Raw genomic sequence first — 24,647 nt, forward strand, 5'->3', positions numbered from 1 at the left:
GGGTTTCGGCCCGTGCATCAACCGTGCACCGTCGTCATTTCCCTTGATCGCGCCGCCGAAGGCTATTTGATCCGTTCTGGACCGAATCGAGGGGGGCGATGGTCGCAGGGGAGCTGATCTGGCGGGGGCTGGACCTCGTCGCGCGGGAACTGGCGCTGTTCGCGGCCGCCGGCATCCTCGTCGGCGGGATCGGTGACCTGTGCGTCGACCTCCTGTGGATCGCGCGGGCCGGCTGGAAAAGGCTGTTCATCTATTCGCGGCACCGGCGAGCGACCGCCGCCGGCTTTCCCGCGGCCGACCGGCCCGGCCGCATCGCCGTGTTCGTGCCTGCCTGGCACGAAAGCGAGGTGATCGGCGCCATGCTGCGCACCGCCTGCGACCACTGGGCGGGCGCGGACATCCGGCTGTATGTCGGGCTCTACCCGAACGATCCGGACACGATCGCGGCGGTGGCGGCGGTGGGTGATCCGCGGGTGCGTGCGGCGATCAACCCGCGCCCCGGCCCAACAACAAAGGGCGACAACCTCAACGCCATGTGGGCGGCGCTGCTGGCGGACGAGGCGGCGCAGGGCTGGCAGGCCAAGGCCATCGTGCTGCACGACGCCGAGGATGTGGTGCACCCGGCCGAGATCCGCATCTACGACCGGCTGATCGAACGCTTCGACCTGGTGCAGCTGCCGGTGGTGGCGCTGGTGGACCCGGCGACGCCGCTGTTCGGCCGCATGATCGGCGCGCATTATGCCGACGAGTTCGCCGAGGCGCATGGCCGCACGCTGGTGGTGCGCGAGGCGATCGGCGCGGCCGTGCCGTCCGCCGGGGTCGGCTGCGCCTTTTCGCGCGCGCGACTGGCGGCGGTCGCGGACGTGCGGGGCGGACAGCCGTTCGACGCCGACAGCCTGACGGAGGATTACGAGCTTGGCCTGCGCATCGGCGAGGCGGGTGGGCGCGGCGTGTTCGTGCGGGTGGATGACGGGGTGGGCGGCATTGTGTCCGTCCGCGCGCATTTCCCGGTGTCGCTGTCGGCGGCGGTGCGGCAGAAGGCGCGCTGGATGACGGGGATCGCGCTCAACGGGTGGGACCGGCTCGGCTGGCGGGGATCGCCGGCCGAACGCTGGATGCGCTTTCGTGACCGGCAGGCGGTGCTCGCCGCGGTGGTGCTGGTGGCTGCCTATGGCGCGCTTGCCTGCTGGGGGGTGCTCGCGCTGGCTGAGCTTGCCGGCGGTTACCGCCCCCTGGTGCTGGAGCCGTGGGAGCGCGCGCTCCTGATCGTCAATGTCGGCCTGCTCGCCTGGCGGCTGGCGATGCGCGCGCTGTTCGTCGGGCGGACACATGGCTGGCGACAGGGCCTTGCGTCCGTGCCGCGCGTGATCGTGGCCAACATCGTCGCCATGATGGCGGCGCGCCGCGCGCTTGCCCATTACCTCCACATCCTGCGCGGCGGGCGCGCGATCTGGGAGAAGACGACGCACATCTTCCCCGCCGACGTGAAGGCTGCGCGGTGAAGGGCGGGCCGATCCGCTTCCTGGGTGCGGTGACGCTGCTGTGGATGGGCGCGCGCGCGATCGCGCTGTGGCCGGACGCGCTGCGGCTGCCGGACCTCAGCTTCGCGACCCCGCTGCCGGAAGCGCGCGCGGCCGCGATCCCGCTGCGCCCGGTGTTCCGTGTCGCGTTGCCGCCGGTCGTGCGGTCGCAGCTGCTGGTCGCGCTGCCGCCGCCGCAGCCGGTCCACGCCAGCGTCGGGCGCCCGCCCAGCCGCACGGCCGCGGCGCTGATGACGGCCGCCGGCTATGGCGGGGCGCCCGCGCTCGCCAACCTGCGCTACCCGCGCATCACGCCGGGCGGGGCGGGGCCGGTGTGGCGCGGAACGCCCGCCATGCGTCCGCAGACGTTCAGCCGGCTGACGGTGACCGGGTGGATGATCGCCCGGCCCGGTGGCGGATCCGGATCGCTCGTCGGCGGGGGCCAGCTGGGCGGCAGCCAGGCGGGCGTCCGCGCCAGCTATGCCATCAACGCCAGCCGCACCCTGTCGATCGCGGGCCGGCTGTCGTCGCCGCTCGGCACCGCCGGCGGGCGGGAGGCGGCGTTCGGCATCGACTGGCAGCCGTCCATCGCCGTTCCAATCAAGCTGATGCTGGAACAGCGGGTCGCGCTGGATCGGGGGGCGCGCACGGCACCAGCCCTGGGCCTGGCCGGCGGGCTTGGCGGGGTGCCGTTGCCGGCGGACTTCCGGCTGGATGCCTACGCGCAGGCGGGCGTCGTCGGCCTAAGCCGGCGGCAGGGTTATGTCGACGGGGCGGTGCGCATGGAGCGGCCGGTGTGGCGGTCGGGCGGCTTGGGGCTCAGCCTGGGCCTTGGCGCGTGGGGCGCCGCGCAACCGGGCGTGTCGCGCCTCGACGTGGGGCCGCAGGCGGTGGTGCGGCTGCCGACGGGTGGCTCCACGCTGCGCCTGGGCGTGGAATGGCGGCAGCGGATCGCGGGCAACGCCCGGCCGGGATCCGGCCCCGCGCTGTCGCTGGGCGCCGACTTCTAGGACGACCCGCCCTGGCGCGGCGCCGCCGCCAGCCCCACCTGACGCTCACATCAAGGTAGGAGCAGCATGGTGGCGACACGGGACGCGATCTTTCCGGCCGGGCGGCAGGCGCTTTACGACATCAACCGCTATTCGGCGGCGATCCGGTCGGGCGATCTGCTGTTCGTCTCCGGCCAGGTGGGCAGCCGGGAGGACGGCTCTCCCGAGCCCGACTTCGCGGCGCAGGTCGACCGGGCGTTCGCCAACCTGGCGGCCGTGCTGGCGGCGGCGGGGTGCGGCCTTGACGATGTGATCGACGTGACGACCTTCCACACCGATCCGGAGGCGCAGTTCGAGACGATCATGGCGGCAAAGGACCGGGTGTTCGCGTCTGTGCCCTACCCCAACTGGACGGCCGTCGGCGTCACCTGGCTGGCCGGGTTCGACTTCGAGATCAAGGTCATCGCCCGCATCCCGGCAGGGAACTGATCCCGCCTGTCAGTTCGGAAAGACGGTGACCGACAGCAGGTGGAGCGTCACGCCGACGAGCCCGCCGACCAGCGTGCCGTTCACGCGGATATACTGGAGGTCGCGGCCGACCGCGCCTTCCAGCCGGCGGGTGATCGTTCCGGCATCCCACCCGCGCACCGTATCGGACACCAGCCGCACGATGGCGGTGCCGTATCGCGCAGACACGCCCACCGCCGCCCGGCGCGCGGCGCGGTTGAAGGTCGCGCGGGCGCGGGGATCCTCCTCCAGCATGCGGCCGAGCTGGCGCACGGCCTCCCCCATCTGCCCGGTCATGGCCGATCCGGGATCGCGCGCGGCCCGGAGCATGCCGGCGCGGGCCCGTTCCCACATGCCGTCCAGCCAGCGGCGGAGCGCCGGGTTGCCGATCAGCTCGTCACGGATGCGCGCGACCTGCGCCGCCATTGCGGGATCCGTCTGCAGCCGGTGGGCAAGGTCGTGCAGCGCGTGCTCCGCCTTCAGCCGCAGCGGATGCTCCTGATCGTCGGCAAGCTCGTCGGCCATCCGCAGCAGCCCGTCCATGATGCGGTTGGCGAGCGCGGCGTCCAGTCCGGTCCAGCGCAACACCGATCCCGACCGTTCCTCCACCATGCGGCGGATCAGCAGCTCGTTGGCGACCAGCGTGCGCCCGGCCCAGTCGATGGCGGCGTCCATCACCGGCCGGTGGCGGCCACGGTCCAGCGCGGCGGAGAGCGCGGCGCCGAGCGGCGGGGCGAAATCCACCGCGCCCAGCCGCTTCAGCAGCGCCGCCTTGACGAGCCCGCCCAGCCGTTCGGGATCGAGCGCCTCCATCGTCTCGGCCAGCGCGCGGGTCGCGCCGCCGCGCCCGGCGCCGGCCGGGGCCGACAGGAAGCGGCCGATGGCGCCTGCCACGTCCACCCGCTGCATGCGCCGGGCAACCACCGACGGCACCAGGAAATTGTCCTTCAGGAACGCGGCCAGCGTGGTGCCGATGCGGTCCTTGTTGCGCGGGATGATCGCCGTGTGCGGGATCGGAAGGCCGAGCGGGTGGCGGAACAGCGCGGTGACCGCGAACCAGTCAGCCAGCCCGCCCACCATCGCGGCCTCGGCAAACGCCCGGACGAAGCCGATGGCCGGATGCGCCGCCTCGTGCATGCGGGCGGCGACATAGACCGCCGCCATCAGCACCAGCAGCCCCGTGGCGACGCGCCGCATCCGGCGATATCCGGGGTTCAATCCCTGGTTTGCCCCGTCCGTCGTGATCCCGCCCATCCGGCGACAATGAACCGCGCGGCGCTTGGTTCAAAGCGACATCAGGCGGGCGACGCGCTGCCGCCGACGAAGCGCCTTATTCGGCCGGCTGCGGCACGCCCGCGGGCGCCCCCGCGCCCCCGGTCGTGAGCCGGCGGGCAAGCTTCGGCCCCAGCCGCCGCTCGACACCGACCGCAAGGCTGAAGCTGGCAGGGACGATCAGAAGCGTGAGGATGGTGGACAGCAGCAGCCCGCCGATCACCACCGTGCCCATCGGCGCGCGCCAGGCACCGTCGCCCGACAGCGAGAGGGCGGTCGGGATCATGCCGGCGATCATGGCGACGGTGGTCATCACGATCGGCTGCGCGCGCTTGTGCCCGGCATCCAGCACCGCGTCGTAGACGGGCACGCCCTTGCCGATCTCCTCCAGCGCGAAATCCACGAGGAGGATGGAGTTCTTGGCGACGATCCCCAGGAGCATCAGATAGCCGATGTAGACCGGCAGCGAGATCGGGATGCCGGCGATCATGCACGCCACGGTGCCGCCCAGCGGCGCCAGCAGCAGCGATCCCATGTTCACGAACGGCGGCATTACGCGCTTGTAGAGCAGCACCAGGACGGCGAAGACCATCAGGATGCCGCTGACCACGGCGATGATGAAGTTCTGGATGAGCTCGGCCTGCCACTTGTTCATGCCCAGCGTGATCTTGTTCACGCCCAGCGGCAGGTTCTGCATCGTCGGCAGCGCGTCGATCTGCTTCTGGATCTCGCCCGAGACATAGGGCTTGCCCGTCGCCGGGTTGACGCCCAGGTCCGCGCCCACGGTGGCGCGGCGCTGCTGGTTGCTGCGCTCGATGCGGGTCGGGCCGGCGCCGAAGCCGATGTCGGCGACCACCGACAGCGGCACCGATCCGCCGGTCGCGGTCGGCACGGGCAGGTTCTGGATGGTCGACAGCCGCTGGCGCGCATCCTCGGCAAGGGCGACGCGGATCGGCACCTGCCGGTCGTTGAGCGAGAAGCGTGCGCTTGCCTGGTCGATCTCGCCGATCGTCGCGACGCGGATGGCGTTGGACAGCGCCGTGGTGGTCACGCCCAGATCTGCGGCGAGGTCGAAGCGCGGACGGATGGTGATTTCCGGCCGCTGCAGGTCGCCGTTGACGCGCGGGGCGACGAGGCCGGGGATCGTCGCCATTTCGGCGGCGAGCCTGTTGGCGGTTTCCTGAAGCTTCACCGGATCCTCGGACCCCAGCGTCACCACCATGTCGCGACCGCCGCCGTTGAACTGCGACCGGAACGTCACGCGCGCGTCGGGGATCGCGGCGAGCCGCGGCGCCATCTCACGCTCGAACTCGATGGAGCTGCGCTCGCGGTCTTCCTTGTCGGCGAGCCTGGCGACCAGCGTCGCGCCGCCCACCCTGACGCGGGTGAACACGGACGTGACGATGGGATCGCGCTTCAGGATCTCCTCCGTCTGACGCGCGACCCGCCCGGTTTCCGCCAGCGTGGTGCCCGGCACCATTTCGATGTTGACGATGCTGTCATCGGAATCGGTGGTCGGCTGGAAGGTCTGCGGCACCATGGTGAAGGTCACCACTGTCAGCACCAGCGACAGGGCGCCAAGCCCCATGATCCAGGTGCGATGGTCGGCAAACCGCGCCAGCCAGCGCCGCACGCCGCCGGCCGCGCGCATCCGGTCGGCCTTGCGCGTGTCGAGCGACCAGCGCAGCACCGCCATGTAGGCGTCCATGAAGCGGCCTTCGCCGTGGCTGGCATGCCCCTTCGCCTTCAGGAAATAGGCCGCGATCATCGGCGTGATCAGGCGCGCGACGGCCAGCGACATCAGCACCGCAACCACCACGGTGAAGCCGAAATTCTTGAAGAACTGGCCGGAGATGCCGGGCATCAGGCCGACGGGCAGGAACACCGCCACGATCGACATGGTGGTGGCGAGCACGGCCAGCCCGATCTCGTCGGCGGCGTCGATGGATGCCTGCCAGGCCGATTTGCCCATGCGCATGTGGCGCACGATGTTCTCGATCTCCACGATGGCGTCGTCGACCAGCACGCCGGCGACCAGCGACAGCGCGAGCAGCGTCAGCCCGTTCAGCGTGAAGCCCATCAGCTCCATGAACCAGAAGGTGGGGATCGCCGACAGCGGAATGGCGAGCGCGGAGATGAGCGTCGCGCGCCAGTCGCGCAGGAAGAAGAACACCACGATCACGGCGAGCAGCGCGCCCTCCCACAGCATGTGCATGGAGGAGGAGAACTGTTCCTTGGCGTAGCGGGCCTGGTTGAAGCGCTCGACGAACTTCACGCCGGGCGTGCGGGCTTCCAGCTCCTTCAGCTTTTCAACCGCGCCGTCATAGACGGTGACGTCCGATTCGCCGCGCGCGCGCTGGAATGAGAAGCTGAGCACCTGCTGCCCGTCGCTGGTCGCGTAGCTACGCTGTTCGGCATAAAGGTCGCGCACGTCGGCGATGTCGGCCAGCTTCACCGTGCGCCCGCCGCCCACCGCGATCTGCGTCTGGCCGAGCGTGTAGGCGGAATCGGCATTGCCGATCACGCGGACCGACTGTTCGGCGCCGGCGATCTCGGCGCGGCCACCGGCGGCGTTGATGTTGACGGCGCGCAGCTGCTGGTTGACCTGGCTTGCGGTCAGCCCCTGCGCCTGCAGCTTGACGGGATCGAGCAGCACGCGGATCTCGCGGCTCACGCCGCCCGACCGCTCCACCGTCGCCATGCCGGGCACGGACAACAGCGCATTGGCGACCGTGTTGTCGACATACCAGCTGAGCTGTTCCAGCGTCATGTCGGTCGACAAGACGGCAAAGCTGCCGAGGTCGTTGCCCGTGTTGCTGACCCGCCCGATCTGCGGCTCCAGGATGCCGTCGGGCAGTTCGCCGCGGATCTGGCTGATGGCGTCGCGCATGTCGTTGACCGCGCGGTCGATGTCGGCGCCGATCGCCAGCTGCACCATCGTCTGGCTGCTGCCCTCCTGGATGGTGGAGTTGATCTCGTCGACGCCCTCAATGGAGCGCAGCGCGGCTTCCACGCGCTGCGTCACCTGCGTTTCCAGCTCGCTGGGCGCGGCGCCCGGCTGGCTGATCGCGACCCACGCGATCGGCAGGTCGACGTCCGGATCGTTCTGCACCTCCATCCGGTTGAAGCTGACGATGCCCGCCAGCGTCAAAGCCACGAACAGCACGATCGACGGAACCGGGTTCCGGATCGACCAGGCGGAGATGTTGCGGAAGCTCATGGCTGGATCCTTGGGCTCAGCGGGCGGCGGCGCGGACCGGGTTCACGGTCTGCCCGGGCGTCAGGAAGGGGCCGGCCGACTGCACGACCCGCTCCTGCCCGTTCAGGCCGGAGGTGATGGTGATGCCGCGGTCGCTGACCCCGCCGATGGTGACGGCGCGGCGCTGCGCCTTGTTGTCGCCGTCGATGATGTAGACATAGTTGCCCTCCGTATCGCTCAGCACCGCCGATTCCGGCAGGAGCGGAGCGGTCACGCCGCCACCCTGGATGATCGCGGAAGCAAAGCCGCCGGGACGGAGCGCCGGATCGTAGGACAAGGCGATCCGCGCGATGCCCTGGCGCGACGTCGGATCGATCACCGGCGCCAGCTGCCAGATCTGCCCTTCGAACGACTCGGACCGGCCGACCGGCGTCACCGTCGCGCTCTGCCCGACGGACAGGCCGGCTAGGTCGCCTTCGGCAAGCTGCGCGCGCAGCTCCATCTCGCCGCCCCGCGCGATGCGGAACAGCACGCCCGACCCCGCGCCGATCACCTGGCCCGGCTCCACGCCGCGGGTCAGCACGAGGCCCGCGGCGGGCGCGCGGATGTCGAGGCGGCCGATGCGCGCCCGGTTCTCGCGCGCCTGCGCCTCCGCCACGCGGACGCGGGCATTGGCGGCATCGCGCGTGGCGGTGCGCCGGTCCACGTCGGCCTGCGAAATGAACCCGCGCCCGACCAGCTGCTGGGACCGGTCGAGCTCCTGCTGCGCCAGCCGCGCGTCGGCCCGCGCCACGCCCACCTGCGCGTCGAGCGCGTCGGACTGCTGCGCCTGCACCTGGCGGTCGACCGATGCCAGCACCTGGCCCTGGCGCACCCAGTCGCCGGCTTCCACAAACACGCGGGTCACGACACCGCCTTCGCCGACCACGCCGACCGGCAGTTCGCGCCGCGCCGCCAATGTGCCGGTGGAGGAAATCTGCCGCGCGACGGACTGGCGGCCCGGCACGATCACGGTGACGCGGGGCTGCGCGCCCGGCCGCCCGCCCTCCTTGGGCGCCGCGCCCGGCGCGGTCGCGGTGGCGGGCGTCGCTTCCTCGCCACCGCCGCGGCCGAAGAGAACAAACGCCAGCAGGGCCAGCGCCGCGACCACGGCGGCGATGATGAACGCACGGCGGCGCGACGGACGCTCCACCGTCAGCACATCATCGTTTCGCGTTACCGTCGTCTCGTAGTTCATTGTGGCCGTCCACCCCCGCCCGGAAATAACGCGCTGTATTACCTTGCTACGTCACCCACCAGCAACCCCCGCGTTCGTTCAGCGACTGTTACGGTCGACGAGCGTCATGAAGGCCGCTGATCACAGGGAGGATTGACCCAGATGAGACGTTTGATGCCGTTGTTCGTCGCCGGCGGCGCGATGATCGCCAGCATGCCGGCGGCCGCGCAGCTTGCCCCGGTCGCGCCCGCGCCGCAGCCGGTGGCGGGCACCGTCCTGGATGTGAGCGCGGAGGGCGCGGTGACGCGCGTGCCCGACATCGCCATTGTGCGGGCGGGCGTGGTCAGCCAGGCCGCGACGGCCGCGGCGGCGGCCGAGGACAATGCCGGGCGGATGGCGGCGGTGGTCGCGGCGCTGCGCCGGGCCGGTATTGCCGCCCGCGACATCCAGACCGCGCAGCTGTCGCTGGAGCCGCGCTACCAATATGGCGAGAACCAGCCGCCGGTGATCACCGGGTACCAGGCGTCGAACAGCGTGCAGATCCGCTTTCGCCACATCGCGCGCGCCGGCACGGTTGTGGACACGCTGGTGCGCGAAGGCGCAAACCAGATCGACGGCCCCACGCTGACGCTCGATGCGCCGGAGACGGCGCTGGACGAGGCGCGGACGGATGCCATCCGCGTCGCGCGGGCACGGGCGGAGCTCTACGCGCGCGCGGCCGGGCTGCGGGTGGCGCGCATCGTGGCGATCGCGGAAAGCGGGTCGGGCCTGCCGCCGATGCCGGTGCCCGAGATGCGGATGATGGCGCGCAGCGAGGCGGCGTCGGCGGACACGCCGATCGTGCCGGGCGAACAGCGCCTGACCGTGACCGTGCAGGTCCGCTTCGAACTGCAGTGACGCGGACGTGAAAAGGGCCGGGCATTGCTGCCCGGCCCCATCAATCGTCCGTGTGTGACGCGGCGCGTTAGCGCACGCGGCCGCGGCGAACGAGGTTCACGATCGCAAGCAGGATCACGGCGCCCAGCAGCGACACCAGGAACGAGGTGAGCGTCAGCGGAGCGTTGTTGATCGAGCCGCCCGAGATGACCAGGCCGCCGATGAAGGCGCCCACGATGCCGACGACGATGTTCAGCAGGATGCCCTGCTGCGCGTCGGTGCGCATGATGATGCTGGCCAGCCAGCCGATGACACCGCCGACGATCAACCAGAGAATGATACCCATAACTTCCCTCCTGTAACACGCCGTCAGCCACGGCACGCTCCAGTCAAGACGCATGGAAGCGCTTGGCTGTTCCGTTGAAGAGCCAAGATTGTTTCGGGTGCGTGAGATTCCTGTCCGGCGGCAGGACGGTCCGGATCGTCGACGAACCGTTCTGCCGCGGGCTCGGTCAGTAGCGCTGCTGCCGCTCGTACAGCGACTTGTAGTGCTGGATGCGGGTGACGCGCAGGCCGGGCATGCCCACGCGATCCACCGCGCGCTGCCAGCCGGCGAACTCCTCCACGCTCAGGCGGTACCGGGCGCAGACCTCGTCCACAGACAAGAGCCCGCCGTTGACCGCGGCGACCACCTCCGCCTTGCGGCGCACCACCCAGCGGGTGGTGTCCGGCGGCGGCAGTGACTCCAGGGTCAGCGGCTCGCCAAGCGGCCCGATGACCTGAGCGGGGCGGATCTTCTGGTTCTCGATCATTCCTTGCCTCGATACTGCGATGGCCTGCCCGCGGGCCGGCCATCCCTTTTCACGCACCCGGATCTAAACGACCGGTTTGAAAATCCCTTGAAGCGCTTCGGTAAACGTCGCGCTCATGCTCCTTCGTCGTTGATCAGCCCTGCGGCTTCCGGGGCGAAGCTGCCCCGCACGCCGCCGCGCGCCGATGCCGAGAACAGCGCCACGCGCGACGGCGTGGCCGCCGGCCGCGGCGCTGCCGTTGCGCCCAGCCGCGCCTGCGCCATCGACGTCGCGCTCGACGCCTGCTTCGCCGCGGCCAGCGCGAGCAGCATGGCGGTGGTGGTGGGCAGGTCCGCGGGACAGCGCGGCAGCCCCTTCCGATCCATGTCCATGCCCCCGCAACGCCCCCCTTACTCGACGGCACCGGCTGTAGCGCGGGAAGGCTGAAGGCCGAGTAAAGGGTGCGGCCGGATCGGCGATCGATTATGGAGGCGCGATGAGTCCGGACTTTCAGCTTGCCGCGCCGCTTGCCGCCCGCCGCATCGTCGTCGCCATGTCGGGCGGCGTCGACAGCTCGGTGGTGGCCGCGCTCGCCGTGGAGACGGGGGCCGAGGTGATCGGCGTCACGCTCCAACTCTACGATCATGGCGAGGCGACCGGCCGCAAGGGCGCCTGCTGCGCGGGCCGCGACATCCGCGACGCGCGCGCCGTGTGCGACCGGCTGGGCATCGCGCATTATGTGTTCGACCACGCCAGCCGCTTTTCGACCGGCGTGATCGACCAGTTCGCCGACGATTATGTCGCGGGGCGCACGCCCATCCCCTGCGTCCGGTGCAACATGGGGGTGAAGTTCACCGACCTGTTCGGCCTCGCCAAGGGGCTGGGCGCCGATTGCCTGGCGACCGGCCATTATGTCCGCCGTGTCGACGGCGCCGCCGGGCCAGAGCTTCACCGCGGCGCCGATCCGGCCCGCGACCAGAGCTATTTCCTGTTCGCGACAACCGCGGCGCAGCTCGATTACCTGCGGTTTCCGCTGGGCGGCATGGCCAAGGGCCGGGTGCGCGAGATCGCGGCCGAACTCGGCCTGGGCGTCGCCGCCAAGCCGGACAGCCAGGACATCTGCTTCGTGCCCGACGGTGACCATGCTTCCCTGGTGAAGCGGCTGCGGCCGGAGGCGGGCACGCCGGGCGACATCGTCGACGAGGCCGGGCGCGTGCTCGGCCGGCATCGCGGGCTGGTCCACTTCACCGTCGGCCAGCGCCGCGGGCTGGAGATCGGCGGGACGCCCGATCCGCTCTACGTGCTGCGGCTGGATGCGGGGCGGGGCGCGGTGGTGGTCGGTCCGCGGTCCGCGCTGGCGGTGGACGGCGCCCGGCTGTCGGGCATCAACCGGCTGGGTCCGCTGGACGCACCGCTCACCGCCAAGGTGCGGTCGATGGCCAAGCCCGTTCCCGCGCGCCTTGATGGCGACTGGCTGCGCTTCGACGCGCCCGAATATGGCGTGGCGCCGGGGCAGGCGGCGGTACTGTATGCAGGCGACCGCGTGTTGGGTGGTGGCTGGATCGAGGAAACGGTGCGCGCCTTTTCGCTCTCGAACGCAGCCTGAGCCGGAACCACATGTCCTCGCCTTTTTGACGATGGTTATCGCAGGTTACGGAACCCCTCATCGGGCCATGCTACGCCTCGATCAGGAGGACAGATGGGCGATGAGTTTACGGCCGGTATCGGCGGGCAGGCGCATGGTCATTCGCACGCTGCGGGGCAGATGCGCGCGGCGGCGGTCGCCTCCTTGCTTGCCAAGCTGAAGCACGACCGTCGCTTCTATCTCGACCACTTCATGGACGGAGACGGTCCTTACGCGATGACGGTTGGCCTGTTCAGCGACGAGGCCAGCGGCATCAGGACCAGCTTTGAAGGGCTCGTGGAGTGGAGCGACGAGTCTGTGGAAGCGACATGGCTGTTCGTCCGCGAACTCATGGAACGCGACGTGATCCAGGTTTGGAACGATGCCGGCGGCGGCACCGTCTACCGGCTCACTCCGGTGTTCAGCCTTCGGTTCTCAAGCTATCTGCAGGATCAGTTCCGGCATGTGCGGGATGCCTGTGCCGATGTGTTCGGGCGCGACATTCCGGAATAGATCGGCTCAGAGTCGCATCTGGCCCTCGATCACCGTCACGCAGCCGCCCGTCAGCACCACACGGTCGCCGCGGACCTCGCACCGCATTCGGCCTTCGCGCCGGCTCGCCTGCACCGCCGTCATGTCGAGCCGGGCGAGCCGCTGCGCCCAGAACGGCGCCAGCGCGGCATGGGCGGACCCGGTCACCGGATCCTCGTCGACGCCCCAGGCGGGCACGAAAACGCGGCTTGCCATGTCGGCATCGTCGCCGGGCGCGGTGACGATCGCCATCACCGGAATGTCGCGCAAGCGCGCCATGTCGGGCGCGCAGGCGCGCACCGCCGCCTCGTCCGCGACCAGGATCACGGCGACGTCCTCCGCCCCGCCGGTCGAGCGGAAGCTCTGGCCGTCCACGCCGAGCGCCGCGAGCAGGGCAGGGTCCTCGCGCGGGGCGGTCGGTGTCGCCGGCAGGTCGAGCGTGTAACCGCCGTCCCGCCCGCGCCCGACCGTCAGCACGCCCGACCGGCGCGTGCGGAAGCGGACGGCCTCCCGCGCGCCGATCAGGACATGGCCGGACGCCAGCGTGGCATGGCCGCACAGCGCCACCTCCGTCGTCGGCGTGAACCAGCGCAGTTCATAGTCGGCATCGCCGTCGGTCGGCACGGTGAAGGCGGTTTCGCTGAGGTTGTTCTCCTCCGCGATCCGCTGGAGCACGTCGTCGGGCAGCCAGGCGTCCAGCGGCACCACCGCCGCCGGATTGCCGCCGAACGGCCGGTCGGCGAAGGCGTCGACCTGGGTGAAGGGCAGGCGGGCGGTCACAGATAGGTCCGCTTGCCGAACCAGTGCGGCGTCACATCGGCCTCCACCAGCGGGTTGTCGGTGTCGACATGGCCTTCGGGATCGAGGTGGATCAGCACCTCCACGCGCGGAAAGGCGGCGCGCAGCTTGTCCTCCACCGCCTCCACCACGTCGTGCGCTTCGGCCACCGTCATGTCGCGCGCGACGTTCATGTGGAACTGCGCGAACCGCAGCGATCCCGACCGGCGGGTGCGGAAGTCGTGGATGCCGCGGATGTCCGGGTTGCGCGCCGCCACGTCCAAGAAGCGGGTGCGCTCCTCCTCCGGCCATTCCTTGTCCATCAGCTGGTCGATGGCATGGCTCGACGCGCGAAACGCGCCCCAGGCCAGCCACAGCGCGATGGCGACGCCGAAGAAGGCGTCCGCGCCTTCCAGGCCCACCATCTGGTCGAGCACGAGCGCGACGATGACGGCGACGTTCAGCAACAGGTCGGACTGGTAATGGACGCTGTCGGCCATCACCGCGACAGAGCCCGTGCGGCGGATGATCGTGCGCTGATAGGCGAGCAGGCCGAAGGTGACGAGGATCGCGACCACCGACACGCCGATGCCGAATTCGGCGGCATCCACGCTCGACGGCTGACCGAAGCTCACCACCGCGCGCCAGCCGATGCCGATCGCCGATGCGGTGATCAGCGCGACCTGGAACAGCGCCGCCAGTGCTTCCGCCTTGCCATGGCCGAAGCGGTGGTCATGGTCGGCGGGCGTGGCCGCCAGCCGGACGCCGTAAAGCGTGACGAGCGAGGCGAGCAGATCCAGCCCCGTGTCGGCAACCGACCCCAGCATCGCCACCGATCCCGTGGACCAGGCGGCATAGCTTTTCAGCGCAAGCAGGAAGCCGGCAACGGCGACCGATGCGACGGCGGCCCGCGCGGCATCGGGCAGCAGGCGGCGGCGTTCCTCGTTCGTCATGGGTAAAGCAACGTCTCTGACCAGCCGTCCGCGCCATCCCGCACGAACAGCCGGCGCTCGTGCAGCCGGTATTCGCGGTCCTGCCACAGCTCGATCCGCTCCGGCGCGACGCGCCAGCCGCCCCAGTGCGCCGGCCGCGGCACGTCCGCCCCGGCAAAGCGCGCCTCCGCGTCGGCCACCCGCCGCTCGAACGTCTCGCGGCTGTCGAGCGGGCGCGACTGGTCGGACGCCCAGGCGCCCAGCTGCGATGGGCGGCTGCGCGTCGCCCAATAGGCATCGGCGAGGTCGGCCGACACCTCCTCCACCCTGCCCTCGATCCGCACCTGCCGCCTGAGCGTCTTCCAGTGGAACAGCAGCGCCGCCCGCCCTGTCGCCCGCAGCGCGTCGGCCTTCCGGCTTTCGCCATTGGTGTAGAACACGAAGCCTTCGGGCCCATGCCCCTTCAGCAGCACCATGCGGACGGACGGATTGCCGTCCGCGTCGACGGTGGCGAGCGCCACCGCATTGGGGTCGTTGGGCTCGCTCGCTTCTGCTTCGGACAGCCAGGCGGTGAACAGGGACACGGGATTGTCGACCATGGCCGCGCCCTACGCCTGTCGTTCGGTCAAGTCGAGTTGCCGCGCGGGGAACGACTCCCCCGCTGGCGGATTGAATCGCTTCCGCAACGAGGGAGCACGTCGTCATGGCCGCACGCGCCTACTGGCAGGGGCAGATCCGCCTCGCCCTCGTGTCGATCCCCGTCGAGATCTACTCGGCGACCAAGAGCGGCGCGGCGATCAGCTTTCGCCAGATCCACGAGCCGTCGGGCAAGCCGATCAAATATGAAAAGGTCGTGCCCGGCATCGGCCCGGTCGATGCCGACGAGATCCTGAAGGGATATGAGATCGAGAAGGGCAATTACGTCCTCCTGGAGCCCGACGAGATCGACGCGGTGAAGCTCGAATCGAAGAAGACGCTGGAGCTCACCCAGTTTGTCGACGCGCACGAGATCGACGTGCTGTATTACGAGAAGCCCTATTTCGTGGTGCCCGCGGACGACCTGGCGGAAGAAGCCTTCGTGGTGCTGCGCGAAGCGCTGAAGCGGACAAAGAAGGTCGGGCTGGGCCAGCTGGCGCTCCGCGGCCGCGAATATGTGGTGAGCCTGAAGCCGTGCGGGCGCGGCATGGTGCTGGAGACGCTCCGCTACGCCGACGAGGTGCACAAGGCGCAGGGTTATTTCCGGGAGATCGGCGAGACCGAGCCGGACGAGGACCTGCTGGATCTCGCCGAATCGCTCATCACCAAGAAGAGCGCGCCGTTCCGCCCGCAGGAATTCCACGATCGTTATGTCGATGCGCTGAAGGACCTGGTGGAGCGCAAGCGCAAGGCCAAGGGCGGCAAGGTGGTCGACACCGATGACGACGATGCGGCGCCCGCGCGCAAGGGATCGAACGTGGTCGACCTGATGGCCGCGCTCAAGAAGTCGCTGGAAAAGCCGGGCGCGCAGACGGCCAAGCCGGCGGCGGCGGCCAAGAAGCCGGCACCCAAGCGCGCGCCGGCGAAGAAGCCGGAGGAGGCGGAGGACAAGCCCGCCGCCAAGAAGCGCGCGCCGGCCCGGCGCAAGGCGGCGTGAAGAGGTGCCCCGATGCGCTCCGGCGAAGGCCGGAGCCTGAGGGACGTCGAGCGCCATATGCGGCCACCCTGGCCTCCGGCCCCCGCCGGAGCACTGAGGCACCATGACCAAGGCCGCCGCCGATCCGCTCGCCGCCTACAACGCCAAGCGCGATTTCGGAAAGACGCGCGAGCCGAAGGGTGAGCTGGCGGCCGAACCCGGCCACCTGTTCATGGTGCAGAAGCACGATGCCACCCGCCTCCACTGGGACCTGCGGCTGGAAAAGGACGGCGTCCTGAAAAGCTGGGCAGTGACGCGCGGCCCCTCGCTCGATCCCGCCGACAAGCGGCTTGCGGTCCGGACGGAGGATCACCCGCTGTCCTATGCGACCTTTGAGGGCACCATCCCGAAGAAGGAATATGGCGGCGGCACCGTGATGCTGTGGGATCGCGGCACTTGGGCGCCGATCGCCGGCAAGACCGCGGACACGCTGGAGGATGGGCACCTCCATTTCACGCTCGAGGGCGAGCGGATGAAGGGCGAGTGGCTGCTTGTGCGCATCAAGGGCAAGCCCGGCGAGAAGCGCGAGAACTGGCTGCTGAGGAAGATCGACGACGATCATGCCGGCGGCAGCGACGATCTGGTCGCCCACGCGCTGACCAGCGTCGCGACGGGCCGGACCATGGACGAGATCGCGCGCGGCGTGGCGGTGAAGGGCGCGAGGCCGGGAGGCAAGACGCCTTCTGCCGGCCCGGTTGGGTCGAGCGACGTCGAGCGTGACTCCCCGGCCGGTGCGGGCGTTTCCCGGCCTCGCTCGAAACCGACCGGGAAGGGGCAAGGGAAAGCGAAGAAGGCCTCGCTCAAGGCCCCTGCCTTTCAGCCGCCGCAGCTCGCCACGCTGGTGGACGCGGTGCCCGCGGGCAGCGGCTGGATGCACGAGGTGAAATATGACGGCTACCGCGCGCTGACCGCCGTCGGCGGCGGCACCGCCACCGTGTACACGCGCAGCGGGCTCGACTGGACGGACAGGTTCACCGGCATCGCCGACGCCGCCGCGGCGCTGCCCGGGGCCGCGCTGATCGATGGGGAGATCGTGAAGCTCGATGCCGACGGCCGGCCGAGCTTTTCCGCGCTGCAGTCGGTGCTGAAGGATGGCGGCGACGGCCTGATCCTGTTCGCGTTCGACCTCCTGGAGCAGGACGGCGAGGATCTCCGCCGCCTGCCCAATGTCGCGCGCAAGGAGCGGCTGCGCGCGCTCATCGCAGACCTCGATCCCGACGGGCCGGTGCAGCTTGCCGAGCATGTGCTGGGCGAGGGCGAGGCGCTGTTCGAGACGATGTGCCGCGAAGGATATGAGGGCATCGTCGCCAAGCGCGCAGACGCCCCCTACGCCAACCGCCGCAGCCAGGCCTGGCTGAAGGTGAAATGCACGCGCCGGCAGGAGTTCCTGATCGTCGGCTGGACCAAGAGCAGCGCGCGGGGGCGGCCCTTCTCCTCGCTGCTGCTGGGCCTCAGGGACGATGACGGCGCGCTGCGATACGCGGGAAAGGTCGGCACCGGCTTCGACACGGCGCTGCTGGCCGACCTGGCGCGGCGCATGAAGCCGCTTGCGCGCAAGACGCCGCCTGTCGAGGTGCCGCGCGCGGCCGCCCGCGGCGCCAGCTGGATCCGGCCGGAGCTTGTGGCGGAAGTCGCCTATGCCGAGTTCACGGCGGAGAACGTGGTCCGCCACGCCAGCTTCGTGGGGCTGCGCGAGGACAAGCCCGCGCGTGAGGTCCGCGCCGAGAAGGCCGCGCCGGCGCCCAAGCCCAAGGCCCCTGCGATCAAGGTCAGCAATCCCGACCGCGTGATCTTTCCCGACAGCGGCATCACCAAGGGGGAGCTCGCCGCCTATTATGCGGAGATCGCGCCGGCCATGCTCCCCGACAGCGCGGACCGGCCAATCAGCCTGGTGCGCTGCCCGCAGGGGCGGGCCAAGCACTGCTTCTTCCAGAAGCATGACGCCGGCAGCTTCGGCGACAAGGTGGGCCAGGTCGACATCCGCGAGAAGGACGGCAGCACGGAGGCCTATCTGTTCGTCGACGGGACGGACGGGCTCGTCGCCTGCGTGCAGATGGGGACCATCGAATTCCATGGCTGGGGATCGCGTGTCGCCGATGTGGAAAAACCCGACCGCATGGTCTTCGACCTCGACCCGGACGAGGGGCTGGGTTTCGACGAGGTGAAGCGCGCGGCCGCCGACCTGCGCGATCATCTCGCCGACATCGGCCTCTCCAGCTTTCCGCTGCTGTCGGGGGGCAAGGGCGTGCATGTGGTGGTGCCGCTGAGCCCGGCGGCGGAATGGCCGGCGGTGAAGGATTTCGCCCAGCGCTTCTCCATCGCGCTCGCGACCGCGGAGCCCGACCGTTTCGTCGCCACCATGTCCAAGGCCAAGCGCAAGGGCCGCATCTTCATCGACTGGCTGCGCAACCAGCGCGGCGCCACCGCGATCATGCCTTTTTCCGCCCGCGCGCGGCCCGGCGCACCGGTCGCCGCGCCGGTCACCTGGGACGAGCTGAAGGGGCTGGAGGGCGCCAACCGCTGGAGCGTGCGCGACGCCGCCGAGCTGCTGGAGCGTGCCGCCGCGCCCGCGCTTCGCGGCTGGGGGCGGGCGGATCAGGTGCTGCCGGACCTGTAGCGTTTCGCGCGCGCGCGCTCTGCCCTTGAACGATGCGCCCAAAAGCGCGATTTCGCAGGCGGCACGATCGGAAGCGGGAGCGACATGGCAGATCCTTATGCAACGCTGGGCGTCGCGCGCGGCGCGAGCGAGGCGGACATCAAGAAGGCCTATCGCAAGCTCGCCAAGGAGCTTCATCCGGATCGCAACAAGGACAATCCCGCCGCCGCCGAGCGCTTCTCGCAGACCACGGCGGCCTATGACCTCCTGTCTGACGCCGACAAGCGCGCGCGCTATGATCGCGGAGAGATAGACGGCGACGGCAATCCGACATCGCCGTTCGGCTATGGCGCGGGCGGCGGGGCGCGGCCGGGCGGCGGCGGCGGCTTTGCCCGCGGCGGTCCCGGCGGGTTTGAGTTCGGCGGCGGCGACGGCGCGGATTTCGGCGACATCTTCGAAGGGCTGTTCGGGCGCGGCGGCGGCGGCTTTCGCGGCGCGCGCCAGGCACCGCTGCCCAGGGGCGCCAACATCGGCTATCGCCTGGCCGTGCCGTTCGAGGCGGCGGCCGCGCTCAGCCCGCAGCGGGTGACGCTCGGCGACGGCTCCACCGTCGACCTGAAGCTTCCAGCCGGCGTCGAGACCGGCACCCAGATGCGCCTTGCGGGCAAGGGCCAGCCGGGCCCCGGCGGCGCGGGCGACGCCATCGTCACGATCGAAGTCGAGCCGCACCGCTTCTTCCGGCAGAGCGGCGACGACGTCCTCCTGGACCTGCCGGTCGCGCTGCACGAGGCGGTGCTGGGCGCGCGGGTGCGGGTGCCGACGGTCGAGGGCGCGGTGATGCTGAGCATCCCGCCCGGCTCCTCGTCCGGGCGGGTGCTGCGCCTGAAGGATCGCGGCTTTCACAAGAAGGGCGGCGGGCGCGGCGCGCAGCTCGTCACCCTGATGATCGAGATCCCCGCCAACGATCCCGAGCTCGTCGTCGCGGCTGAGGCGCTGCGCGACCGCGACCGGTCGGACCCTCGCGCGGCACTGGGCGTTTGAACCCGGACACGGCGCAATCCGGGAAGGGGCAGATGGCGGCGAACGAGACGAAATCGCTCACGCCCGAGGCGCGCCGGCACCGGCTGGAGCATGCGCGCGGGCGGATCGGTGACCAGCTTGACCGGGTGAAGCCGGGGACGCGCCCGTTTGAGGTCGCCAAGCGCGTCTTCAACGGGACGTTCGAGGAAGGCTTCATGCATGCCGGCAACCTCGCCTTCCTGTCGCTCCTGACGATCTTTCCGTCGGTGATCCTGCTTGCGTCCATTGCCGGCTTCTTCGGGCGCACGGCCGATGGCCAGCACGCGATCGCCATCTTCCTTGACACGGTGCCGCGCGGCGTCTCCGAACTGCTCGAAAAGCCGATCTACGACGTCATCACGTCGCGCGCGGGCCCGCTGCTGTGGCTGGCCGGGTTGTTCGCGTTGTGGTCGGTGTCCGGGTTCGTGGAGACGATCCGGGAAATCCTGCGCCGCGCCTATGGCACCACCCACAGCCACCCTTTCTACACCTACCGGCTTTATTCGGTTGGCATCATCCTGGGGTCGGTCGCCTTGGCGCTGGTCGCGTTCGCGCTGCAGATCGTGCTGACGGGCGCACAGTCGGTCCTGGAGACGCTGTTCCCCGGCTGGGACGTCAACCAGCTCGTCGCGCTCGGGCGGCTGGTGCCGGTCGCGGGACTGTTCGCGGCGATGTACATCATGTTCTACACGCTCACGCCCGCGCGGTACCGCGCGCGCCGCTATCCCAAATGGCCGGGCGCGCTGCTGACCACGCTGTGGTGGATGTCCACCACCGCGCTGACGCCGCTGATCTTCTATCAACTGTCCAACTACGACCTGACCTATGGCAGCCTGGCGAGCGTCATGATCGCCCTGATGTTCTTCTTCATCATCGGTCTTGGGGTGGTCGTGGGAGCGCAGCTCAACGCGGCACTGGCGGAACTGCCCAAGTCGGCGGTAGAGCGGGAGGAGGACGCCGCGCGCGACGCGGAGGAAAAGAAGCTGGCAGAGGCTGGGGACAGCGCGTGACGGAATTGATGACGGGGAAACGCGGGCTCATCATGGGGCTCGCCAATGATCGCTCCCTTGCCTGGGGAATCGCCAAGAAGCTGCACGAGGCCGGGGCCGAGCTCGCCTTCTCCTACCAGGGCGAGGCGCTGGCCAAGCGCGTGCGCCCGCTGGCGGCGGAGGTCGGGTCCGACCTGCTGATCGATTGCGACGTGGCCGACATGGGCAAGCTCGACGAGGCGTTCGATGCGCTCGCCGCGACCTGGCCGACCATCGATTTCGTGGTCCACGCGATCGGCTATTCGGACAAGAACGAGCTGCGCGGCAAATATGTCGACACCAGCCTCGACAACTTCCTGATGACGATGAACATCTCGGCCTATTCGATGGTGGCGGTGGCCAAGCGCGCCCGCGCGATGATGCCGGAGGGCGGCAGCCTGCTGACGCTCAGCTACTACGGCGCCGAAAAGGTCGTGCCGCATTACAACGTCATGGGCGTCGCCAAGGCGGCGCTGGAGACCAGCGTGCGCTATCTGGCGAACGACCTGGGGCCGGAGGGCATCCGCGTGAACGCGATCTCCGCCGGGCCGATCAAGACGCTGGCGGCATCGGGCATCGGCGACTTCCGCTACATCATGAAATGGAACGAGCTGAACTCCCCGCTTCGCCGCAACGTGACGATCGAGGATGTCGGCGGCGCCGGGCTCTACCTCCTGTCCGACCTGTCGTCGGGCGTGACCGGCGAGGTCCACCATGTCGACGCGGGCTACCACACCGTCGGCATGAAGCAGGAAGACGCCCCCGACATCGCGTTGAGTTGATGCCGGGCGAGAACCACAATCTGCCGGAAGACGAGGAGGAGCGTCAGGCGCTCAAGGATCCCGTCCGCAATCTTCGGGTGGTCGCCGCCTCGATCGTCAATGGCTGGGCGGTAGGCGTCGCGGCGGTACTTGTATTGACTGTTGTGACGGTCGGAGCCGGCCTTGGTGATTACCTGCTCCTCGTCTGGTTGGGCTGCATCGGCATGGTGGCTGTGTGGGAACGTGCCCATGTCGCCCGTCGCCGACGCGTGAGACGTGCGACCAACCGGCTGCTGGGCCTTGACCGTCAGTGAGCCACAACAGCTTCGGCCATCTGTTCCGCGTCACCACCTGGGGTGAGAGCCACGGCCCCGCGATCGGCTGTGTCGTGGACGGCTGCCCGCCGGGGCTGGCCTTGTCGGAAGCCGACATCCAGCCCTGGCTCGACCGGCGGCGCCCGGGCCAGTCCCGCTTCACCACGCAGCGGCAGGAGCCCGATGCCGTGCGCATCCTGTCCGGCGTGTTCGAGGGGCAGACGACGGGCACGCCGATCAGCCTGCTGATCGACAATGTCGACCAGCGGTCGAAGGATTACACGGAGGTCGCGCGCGCCTACCGGCCTGGCCATGCCGACTATGCCTATGACGCCAAATACGGGCTGCGCGACCCGCGCGGGGGCGGACGATCATCCGCGCGCGAGACGGCGATGCGGGTTGCGGCAGGCGCGGTGGCGCGCGCGGTGCTGCCGGAGGTGCGCATCCGCGCCTGGGTGGAGGCGATCGGCGGCGACGTCGCCACCGGGTTCGATCCCGACGAGATCGACCGCAATCCGTTCTGGGCGGCGGACGCGGCGGCGGCGGCCCGGTGGGAGGATCTGCTCGACAGTGCGCGCAAGGCAGGATCGTCGCTCGGCGCCGTGGTCGCGGCGGAGGCGACGGGCGTGCCCGCCGGCTGGGGCGCGCCGCTTTATGCCAAGCTCGACGCCGATCTTGCCCATGCGATGATGGGCATCAATGCGGTAAAGGGCGTGGAGATCGGCGACGGTTTTGCCGCCGCGGCGCTTCGCGGCGAGGAGAACGCCGATCCGATGCGCCCGGGCGCGGACGGTGCGCCCACGTTTCTGGCCAACCATGCCGGCGGCATCGCGGGGGGCATTTCGACGGGTCAGCCGATCCGGCTGCGCGTCGCCTTCAAGCCGACCAGCTCCATCCTGACGCCCGTCGCGACGGTGGCGCGGGACGGCACCGCGACCGACATCGCCACGCGCGGCCGCCACGATCCATGCGTCGGGATCCGCGGCGTGCCGGTGGTGGAAGCAATGCTCGCCCTGGTCCTTGCCGACCATAAGTTGCGCCACCGCGGCCAGCGCGGCTGACGGAGCCGCCCGTGCGGCGGACGGAGCGACCTTTTGCCTGCCAAGCCGTTGATAGCGGGCAAGAAACAAGGAGAGTTCCGATGCGCAGCGTGATCATCGCCGCCGCACTTCTGACCGGCGCCACCGGCGTCGCCACCGCCCAGACGACCAGCCCGGGCGTCGGCACCCAGCCGGGAACAACCACGGCGCCACCGCCGGCCACCACGCCGGAGACGACGCCGCCGCCCGACGGTGTTGAGCCGCCGGTTGACGCGGCACCGGGCACGACGACGGAGGATACGACGACCCTGCCGGATACCTCCACCAGCCCGGATGGGACGACGCCGGTGCCGGACGCGACGGATACCGATCCGGCCGCGCCCACCACACCGCTTCCGGGCGATCCGGGTGCGTCCACGACGACCGGTGACGGCAGCACGCCTCCGGGCGCCTGAGCAAAAGCGGCCTCAAGCCGATCGACGCCGCCTCCGCTCTCAGCGGGGGCGGCGTTCGCGTGTCAGGAGCGGCGCGTGCCGACCAGCGTGCCCTTGGTCCCGTCGGGCATCAGCGTGAATTCGAAGTTCGGCCAGGCCTGACGCCACCGTGCGGCGATCATCCGTTCGCCGGGCCGCGCGGCATCGTCCAGCAGCACGGTGCCGCCGACCCGGATGCGCGAAAACAGCGTTTCCGCCGCACCGCGCACCATCGGGTGCAGCGTCCAGGGCGGCCCGTCGATCACCAGCAGGTCAATCACGTCGGGCAGCGCGCGCGGCGCATACCACTGCGCGAACCAGCCGGCCGGGGCGGGCGCCAGCGGCGCATGGCTCATGTCGGCCGACAGCCCGTAATCGGCAAGCCAGTCGCGCGTCGCATCGACGAAGTCGGCATGCTGGTCGACGCTCACCAGACGGCCGCCGCCGTTGCGGCGCAGCGCAGCCGCCGCCACCAGGCTGGTCGCGCCGGCGCCGAGTTCCATCACCACGGCCGGGCGGTCCCGCTCGATCACGTCGACGATCCGGTGGAGCAGGGCGGTGTCGGCCTTCCAGCTGCCGAGCGAGGGCAGCGCATCAGCCGGCAGGTCGAGCCGCTCCATCAAGGCGCGCTTCGATGCCTTGCTGCCGCCGCGCAGGCTGCGCAGCAGCCAGGGCCACTGGATCAGCGCAAACGCCATCACCGTCATGCGGTCGCTCAGCCGCGCCGCCAGCGCTTCGGCGGAGCTGCGCGGCAGGAAGCCTGTGGCGTGGCGCGTGGTCATGATCGCGCGATGCCGTGCAAGCCCCGGGAATGCAAGCAAGCCCGGCGCGATCCTGCCACGCACTCCCGCAGCGGTCAGGCCGGCGGCGCGGGCGGCTGACCGCAGGGCAGGGTGGACGGCGCGTTGGCATCCGCCGCCGCGGCACGGGTGATCAGGAACGGCCCCAGGTCGATCACGTGCCGCTCGCCAGCCAGGTTCAGCACCGCCTGCGCGTTGCCGGCGGCAAGCGCGGTGCTCGCCGGGCCGGTGACGCAGTGGAAGGTCCAGTCGCCGGTCAGCGTGGCCGTGCCGTCAAGCGCACCGGCAAAGGGTGCCGTCCGCTGCTGCACGCGCACCGGCAGCGTGATCGTGGAGCCGCCCGGATCGGGCGACTGCGCGCGGGCGTAGAAGCCGACGGTGATCCGGTCGCCCGGCTCGATCGCGCCCAGGATGTCGCCGATCGCCTGGATGTCCCACGGGTTGGCGCCCTTGCGCCGCACGTCCAGCCGGATCGCCTGCCCGCCCGGCAGCGTCGCCGCCTCCACCGCGCGCGGCCGGATCTCGCCATTGAAGGCCCAGCTTGCGCTGGCGGGGTCGCTCACCACCGCCTCTCGCGCGATCGCCGCCGTTGTCCCCGCGACCGCCAGCCCGAACAGGATCACCGCCCTTTTCATGCCATCCCCTCCTCGTTTTGACGGGAGGATAGCCG

General features: G+C 70.3%; 25 protein-coding genes. 14 read left to right on the plus strand and 11 right to left on the minus strand.

All coding sequences use genetic code 11. From position 1 onward, the window contains the following. Positions 1 to 98 precede the first annotated feature (98 nt). The 3 genes from GGR88_RS12990 to GGR88_RS13000 all read left to right on the plus strand — a co-directional run bounded on the left by GGR88_RS12990 (position 99) and on the right by GGR88_RS13000 (position 2,998). Positions 99 to 1,502 (plus strand): glycosyl transferase family protein, encoded by a 1,404-nt coding sequence (locus GGR88_RS12990; RefSeq protein ID WP_167955680.1) that lies wholly within the window; start codon positions 99 to 101, stop codon positions 1,500 to 1,502. Then, positions 1,499 to 2,530, plus strand: coding sequence for a hypothetical protein (locus GGR88_RS12995; protein WP_167955682.1), 1,032 nt, complete (start codon positions 1,499 to 1,501; stop codon positions 2,528 to 2,530). The genes GGR88_RS12990 and GGR88_RS12995 overlap by 4 nt, the downstream gene beginning before the upstream one ends. Before the next feature lie 66 nt (positions 2,531 to 2,596). Further along, a complete protein-coding gene (locus GGR88_RS13000) occupies positions 2,597 to 2,998 on the plus strand; it encodes a RidA family protein (RefSeq protein ID WP_209023395.1) in 402 nt (133 codons plus the stop codon). A 9-nt stretch (positions 2,999 to 3,007) separates the two neighbouring features. Here GGR88_RS13000 and GGR88_RS13005 read toward each other — a convergent pair whose 3' ends face one another. From GGR88_RS13005 to GGR88_RS13015, 3 genes are all read right to left on the minus strand, one after another. Next, positions 3,008 to 4,270 carry a DUF445 domain-containing protein gene (locus GGR88_RS13005; RefSeq protein WP_245196952.1) on the minus strand — a complete coding sequence of 421 codons (1,263 nt, stop codon included), beginning with the start codon at positions 4,268 to 4,270 and terminating at the stop codon, positions 3,008 to 3,010. A 76-nt stretch (positions 4,271 to 4,346) separates the two neighbouring features. Next, positions 4,347 to 7,508: an efflux RND transporter permease subunit gene (locus tag GGR88_RS13010; protein ID WP_167955684.1), complete on the minus strand. Its 3,162-nt coding sequence runs from the start codon at positions 7,506 to 7,508 to the stop codon at positions 4,347 to 4,349. A gap of 16 nt (positions 7,509 to 7,524) precedes the next feature. Beyond that, entirely contained in the window at positions 7,525 to 8,724 is a 1,200-nt protein-coding gene (locus GGR88_RS13015; protein WP_167955686.1) for an efflux RND transporter periplasmic adaptor subunit, read from the minus strand. A gap of 141 nt (positions 8,725 to 8,865) precedes the next feature. Here GGR88_RS13015 and GGR88_RS13020 point away from each other — a divergent pair, with 141 nt between their 5' ends. Beyond that, positions 8,866 to 9,600: an SIMPL domain-containing protein gene (locus GGR88_RS13020; RefSeq protein ID WP_167955688.1), complete on the plus strand. Its 735-nt coding sequence runs from the start codon at positions 8,866 to 8,868 to the stop codon at positions 9,598 to 9,600. A 67-nt stretch (positions 9,601 to 9,667) separates the two neighbouring features. On the opposite strand, the gene GGR88_RS13025 is transcribed toward GGR88_RS13020, so the two are convergent. From GGR88_RS13025 to GGR88_RS13035, 3 genes are all read right to left on the minus strand, one after another. Continuing rightward, on the minus strand, positions 9,668 to 9,925 hold the full coding sequence (locus tag GGR88_RS13025; protein ID WP_167955690.1) for a GlsB/YeaQ/YmgE family stress response membrane protein: 258 nt from the start codon (positions 9,923 to 9,925) through the stop codon (positions 9,668 to 9,670). A 166-nt stretch (positions 9,926 to 10,091) separates the two neighbouring features. Beyond that, positions 10,092 to 10,391 (minus strand): CtrA inhibitor SciP, encoded by a 300-nt coding sequence (sciP, locus tag GGR88_RS13030; RefSeq protein WP_167955692.1) that lies wholly within the window; start codon positions 10,389 to 10,391, stop codon positions 10,092 to 10,094. 113 nt (positions 10,392 to 10,504) lie between these two features. After that, entirely contained in the window at positions 10,505 to 10,762 is a 258-nt protein-coding gene (locus GGR88_RS13035) for a hypothetical protein (protein WP_167955695.1), read from the minus strand. Positions 10,763 to 10,866: 104 nt separating this feature from the next. On the opposite strand from GGR88_RS13035, the gene mnmA reads away from it, so the two are divergent. Together mnmA and GGR88_RS13045 are read left to right on the plus strand one after the other, a co-directional pair. Then, positions 10,867 to 11,976 (plus strand): tRNA 2-thiouridine(34) synthase MnmA, encoded by a 1,110-nt coding sequence (mnmA, locus tag GGR88_RS13040; protein ID WP_167955697.1) that lies wholly within the window; start codon positions 10,867 to 10,869, stop codon positions 11,974 to 11,976. 93 nt (positions 11,977 to 12,069) lie between these two features. After that, positions 12,070 to 12,507 (plus strand): hypothetical protein, encoded by a 438-nt coding sequence (locus GGR88_RS13045; protein ID WP_167955699.1) that lies wholly within the window; start codon positions 12,070 to 12,072, stop codon positions 12,505 to 12,507. A 6-nt stretch (positions 12,508 to 12,513) separates the two neighbouring features. Here GGR88_RS13045 and GGR88_RS13050 read toward each other — a convergent pair whose 3' ends face one another. The 3 genes from GGR88_RS13050 to pdxH are packed head-to-tail and all read right to left on the minus strand — an operon-like array spanning position 12,514 to position 14,833. After that, positions 12,514 to 13,305 carry a PhzF family phenazine biosynthesis isomerase gene (locus tag GGR88_RS13050; protein ID WP_167955701.1) on the minus strand — a complete coding sequence of 264 codons (792 nt, stop codon included), beginning with the start codon at positions 13,303 to 13,305 and terminating at the stop codon, positions 12,514 to 12,516. Beyond that, positions 13,302 to 14,255: a cation diffusion facilitator family transporter gene (locus GGR88_RS13055; protein ID WP_167955703.1), complete on the minus strand. Its 954-nt coding sequence runs from the start codon at positions 14,253 to 14,255 to the stop codon at positions 13,302 to 13,304. The genes GGR88_RS13050 and GGR88_RS13055 overlap by 4 nt, the downstream gene beginning before the upstream one ends. Then, positions 14,252 to 14,833, minus strand: coding sequence for a pyridoxamine 5'-phosphate oxidase (gene pdxH, locus GGR88_RS13060; protein WP_167955705.1), 582 nt, complete (start codon positions 14,831 to 14,833; stop codon positions 14,252 to 14,254). The genes GGR88_RS13055 and pdxH overlap by 4 nt, the downstream gene beginning before the upstream one ends. 104 nt (positions 14,834 to 14,937) lie before the next feature. Between pdxH and ku the strand changes: the two genes are divergently transcribed. The 8 genes from ku to GGR88_RS13100 all read left to right on the plus strand — a co-directional run bounded on the left by ku (position 14,938) and on the right by GGR88_RS13100 (position 23,159). Next, the gene (gene ku, locus GGR88_RS13065) at positions 14,938 to 15,867 is read left to right on the plus strand and encodes a non-homologous end joining protein Ku (RefSeq protein ID WP_167955707.1); all 930 of its coding nucleotides are present in this window, start codon (positions 14,938 to 14,940) and stop codon (positions 15,865 to 15,867) included. A 103-nt stretch (positions 15,868 to 15,970) separates the two neighbouring features. After that, on the plus strand, positions 15,971 to 18,523 hold the full coding sequence (ligD, locus tag GGR88_RS13070; protein WP_167955709.1) for a DNA ligase D: 2,553 nt from the start codon (positions 15,971 to 15,973) through the stop codon (positions 18,521 to 18,523). 84 nt (positions 18,524 to 18,607) lie between these two features. Beyond that, on the plus strand, positions 18,608 to 19,543 hold the full coding sequence (locus tag GGR88_RS13075) for a DnaJ C-terminal domain-containing protein (RefSeq protein WP_167955711.1): 936 nt from the start codon (positions 18,608 to 18,610) through the stop codon (positions 19,541 to 19,543). 32 nt (positions 19,544 to 19,575) lie between these two features. Next, positions 19,576 to 20,571, plus strand: a complete 996-nt coding sequence (locus GGR88_RS13080; protein WP_167955713.1) for a YihY/virulence factor BrkB family protein — start codon at positions 19,576 to 19,578, stop codon at positions 20,569 to 20,571. After that, positions 20,568 to 21,371: an enoyl-ACP reductase FabI gene (gene fabI / locus GGR88_RS13085; protein ID WP_167955715.1), complete on the plus strand. Its 804-nt coding sequence runs from the start codon at positions 20,568 to 20,570 to the stop codon at positions 21,369 to 21,371. The genes GGR88_RS13080 and fabI overlap by 4 nt, the downstream gene beginning before the upstream one ends. Then, on the plus strand, positions 21,368 to 21,664 hold the full coding sequence (locus GGR88_RS13090; RefSeq protein ID WP_167955717.1) for a hypothetical protein: 297 nt from the start codon (positions 21,368 to 21,370) through the stop codon (positions 21,662 to 21,664). Before fabI ends, GGR88_RS13090 begins: the two co-directional genes overlap by 4 nt. Then, entirely contained in the window at positions 21,661 to 22,725 is a 1,065-nt protein-coding gene (aroC, locus tag GGR88_RS13095; protein WP_167955726.1) for a chorismate synthase, read from the plus strand. Before GGR88_RS13090 ends, aroC begins: the two co-directional genes overlap by 4 nt. Positions 22,726 to 22,805: 80 nt before the next feature. Continuing rightward, positions 22,806 to 23,159 carry a hypothetical protein gene (locus GGR88_RS13100; RefSeq protein ID WP_167955728.1) on the plus strand — a complete coding sequence of 118 codons (354 nt, stop codon included), beginning with the start codon at positions 22,806 to 22,808 and terminating at the stop codon, positions 23,157 to 23,159. Between the two features lie 62 nt (positions 23,160 to 23,221). On the opposite strand, the gene GGR88_RS13105 is transcribed toward GGR88_RS13100, so the two are convergent. Both GGR88_RS13105 and GGR88_RS13110 read right to left on the minus strand, forming a co-directional pair. After that, the gene (locus tag GGR88_RS13105) at positions 23,222 to 23,959 is read right to left on the minus strand and encodes a class I SAM-dependent methyltransferase (RefSeq protein WP_167955730.1); all 738 of its coding nucleotides are present in this window, start codon (positions 23,957 to 23,959) and stop codon (positions 23,222 to 23,224) included. Positions 23,960 to 24,033: 74 nt separating this feature from the next. After that, positions 24,034 to 24,612 (minus strand): carbohydrate binding domain-containing protein, encoded by a 579-nt coding sequence (locus tag GGR88_RS13110; protein WP_167955732.1) that lies wholly within the window; start codon positions 24,610 to 24,612, stop codon positions 24,034 to 24,036. Between the last annotated feature and the right edge of the window lie 35 nt (positions 24,613 to 24,647).

This window comes from Sphingomonas jejuensis (assembly GCF_011927695.1).
Lineage (GTDB): Bacteria > Pseudomonadota > Alphaproteobacteria > Sphingomonadales > Sphingomonadaceae > Sphingomonas_K > Sphingomonas_K jejuensis.

Bases quoted from the DNA above. Each gene is read 5' to 3' on its own strand.
- pdxH (WP_167955705.1), bottom strand. From the start codon at position 14,833: ATGGTCGACAATCCCGTGTCCCTGTTCACCGCCTGGCTGTCCGAAGCA.
- GGR88_RS13100 (WP_167955728.1), top strand. From the start codon at position 22,806: ATGCGCAGCGTGATCATCGCCGCCGCACTTCTGACCGGCGCCACCGGC.
- ligD (WP_167955709.1), top strand. From the start codon at position 15,971: ATGACCAAGGCCGCCGCCGATCCGCTCGCCGCCTACAACGCCAAGCGC.
- GGR88_RS13055 (WP_167955703.1), bottom strand. From the start codon at position 14,255: ATGACGAACGAGGAACGCCGCCGCCTGCTGCCCGATGCCGCGCGGGCC.
- GGR88_RS13045 (WP_167955699.1), top strand. From the start codon at position 12,070: ATGGGCGATGAGTTTACGGCCGGTATCGGCGGGCAGGCGCATGGTCAT.
- GGR88_RS13015 (WP_167955686.1), bottom strand. From the start codon at position 8,724: ATGAACTACGAGACGACGGTAACGCGAAACGATGATGTGCTGACGGTG.
- GGR88_RS13025 (WP_167955690.1), bottom strand. From the start codon at position 9,925: ATGGGTATCATTCTCTGGTTGATCGTCGGCGGTGTCATCGGCTGGCTG.
- mnmA (WP_167955697.1), top strand. From the start codon at position 10,867: ATGAGTCCGGACTTTCAGCTTGCCGCGCCGCTTGCCGCCCGCCGCATC.
- GGR88_RS13075 (WP_167955711.1), top strand. From the start codon at position 18,608: ATGGCAGATCCTTATGCAACGCTGGGCGTCGCGCGCGGCGCGAGCGAG.
- GGR88_RS13010 (WP_167955684.1), bottom strand. From the start codon at position 7,508: ATGAGCTTCCGCAACATCTCCGCCTGGTCGATCCGGAACCCGGTTCCG.
- ku (WP_167955707.1), top strand. From the start codon at position 14,938: ATGGCCGCACGCGCCTACTGGCAGGGGCAGATCCGCCTCGCCCTCGTG.
- GGR88_RS13110 (WP_167955732.1), bottom strand. From the start codon at position 24,612: ATGAAAAGGGCGGTGATCCTGTTCGGGCTGGCGGTCGCGGGGACAACG.
- GGR88_RS13080 (WP_167955713.1), top strand. From the start codon at position 19,576: ATGGCGGCGAACGAGACGAAATCGCTCACGCCCGAGGCGCGCCGGCAC.
- GGR88_RS13035 (WP_167955695.1), bottom strand. From the start codon at position 10,762: ATGGACATGGATCGGAAGGGGCTGCCGCGCTGTCCCGCGGACCTGCCC.
- GGR88_RS13020 (WP_167955688.1), top strand. From the start codon at position 8,866: ATGAGACGTTTGATGCCGTTGTTCGTCGCCGGCGGCGCGATGATCGCC.
- GGR88_RS13105 (WP_167955730.1), bottom strand. From the start codon at position 23,959: ATGACCACGCGCCACGCCACAGGCTTCCTGCCGCGCAGCTCCGCCGAA.
- GGR88_RS13000 (WP_209023395.1), top strand. From the start codon at position 2,597: ATGGTGGCGACACGGGACGCGATCTTTCCGGCCGGGCGGCAGGCGCTT.
- GGR88_RS12990 (WP_167955680.1), top strand. From the start codon at position 99: ATGGTCGCAGGGGAGCTGATCTGGCGGGGGCTGGACCTCGTCGCGCGG.
- GGR88_RS13005 (WP_245196952.1), bottom strand. From the start codon at position 4,270: ATGGGCGGGATCACGACGGACGGGGCAAACCAGGGATTGAACCCCGGA.
- sciP (WP_167955692.1), bottom strand. From the start codon at position 10,391: ATGATCGAGAACCAGAAGATCCGCCCCGCTCAGGTCATCGGGCCGCTT.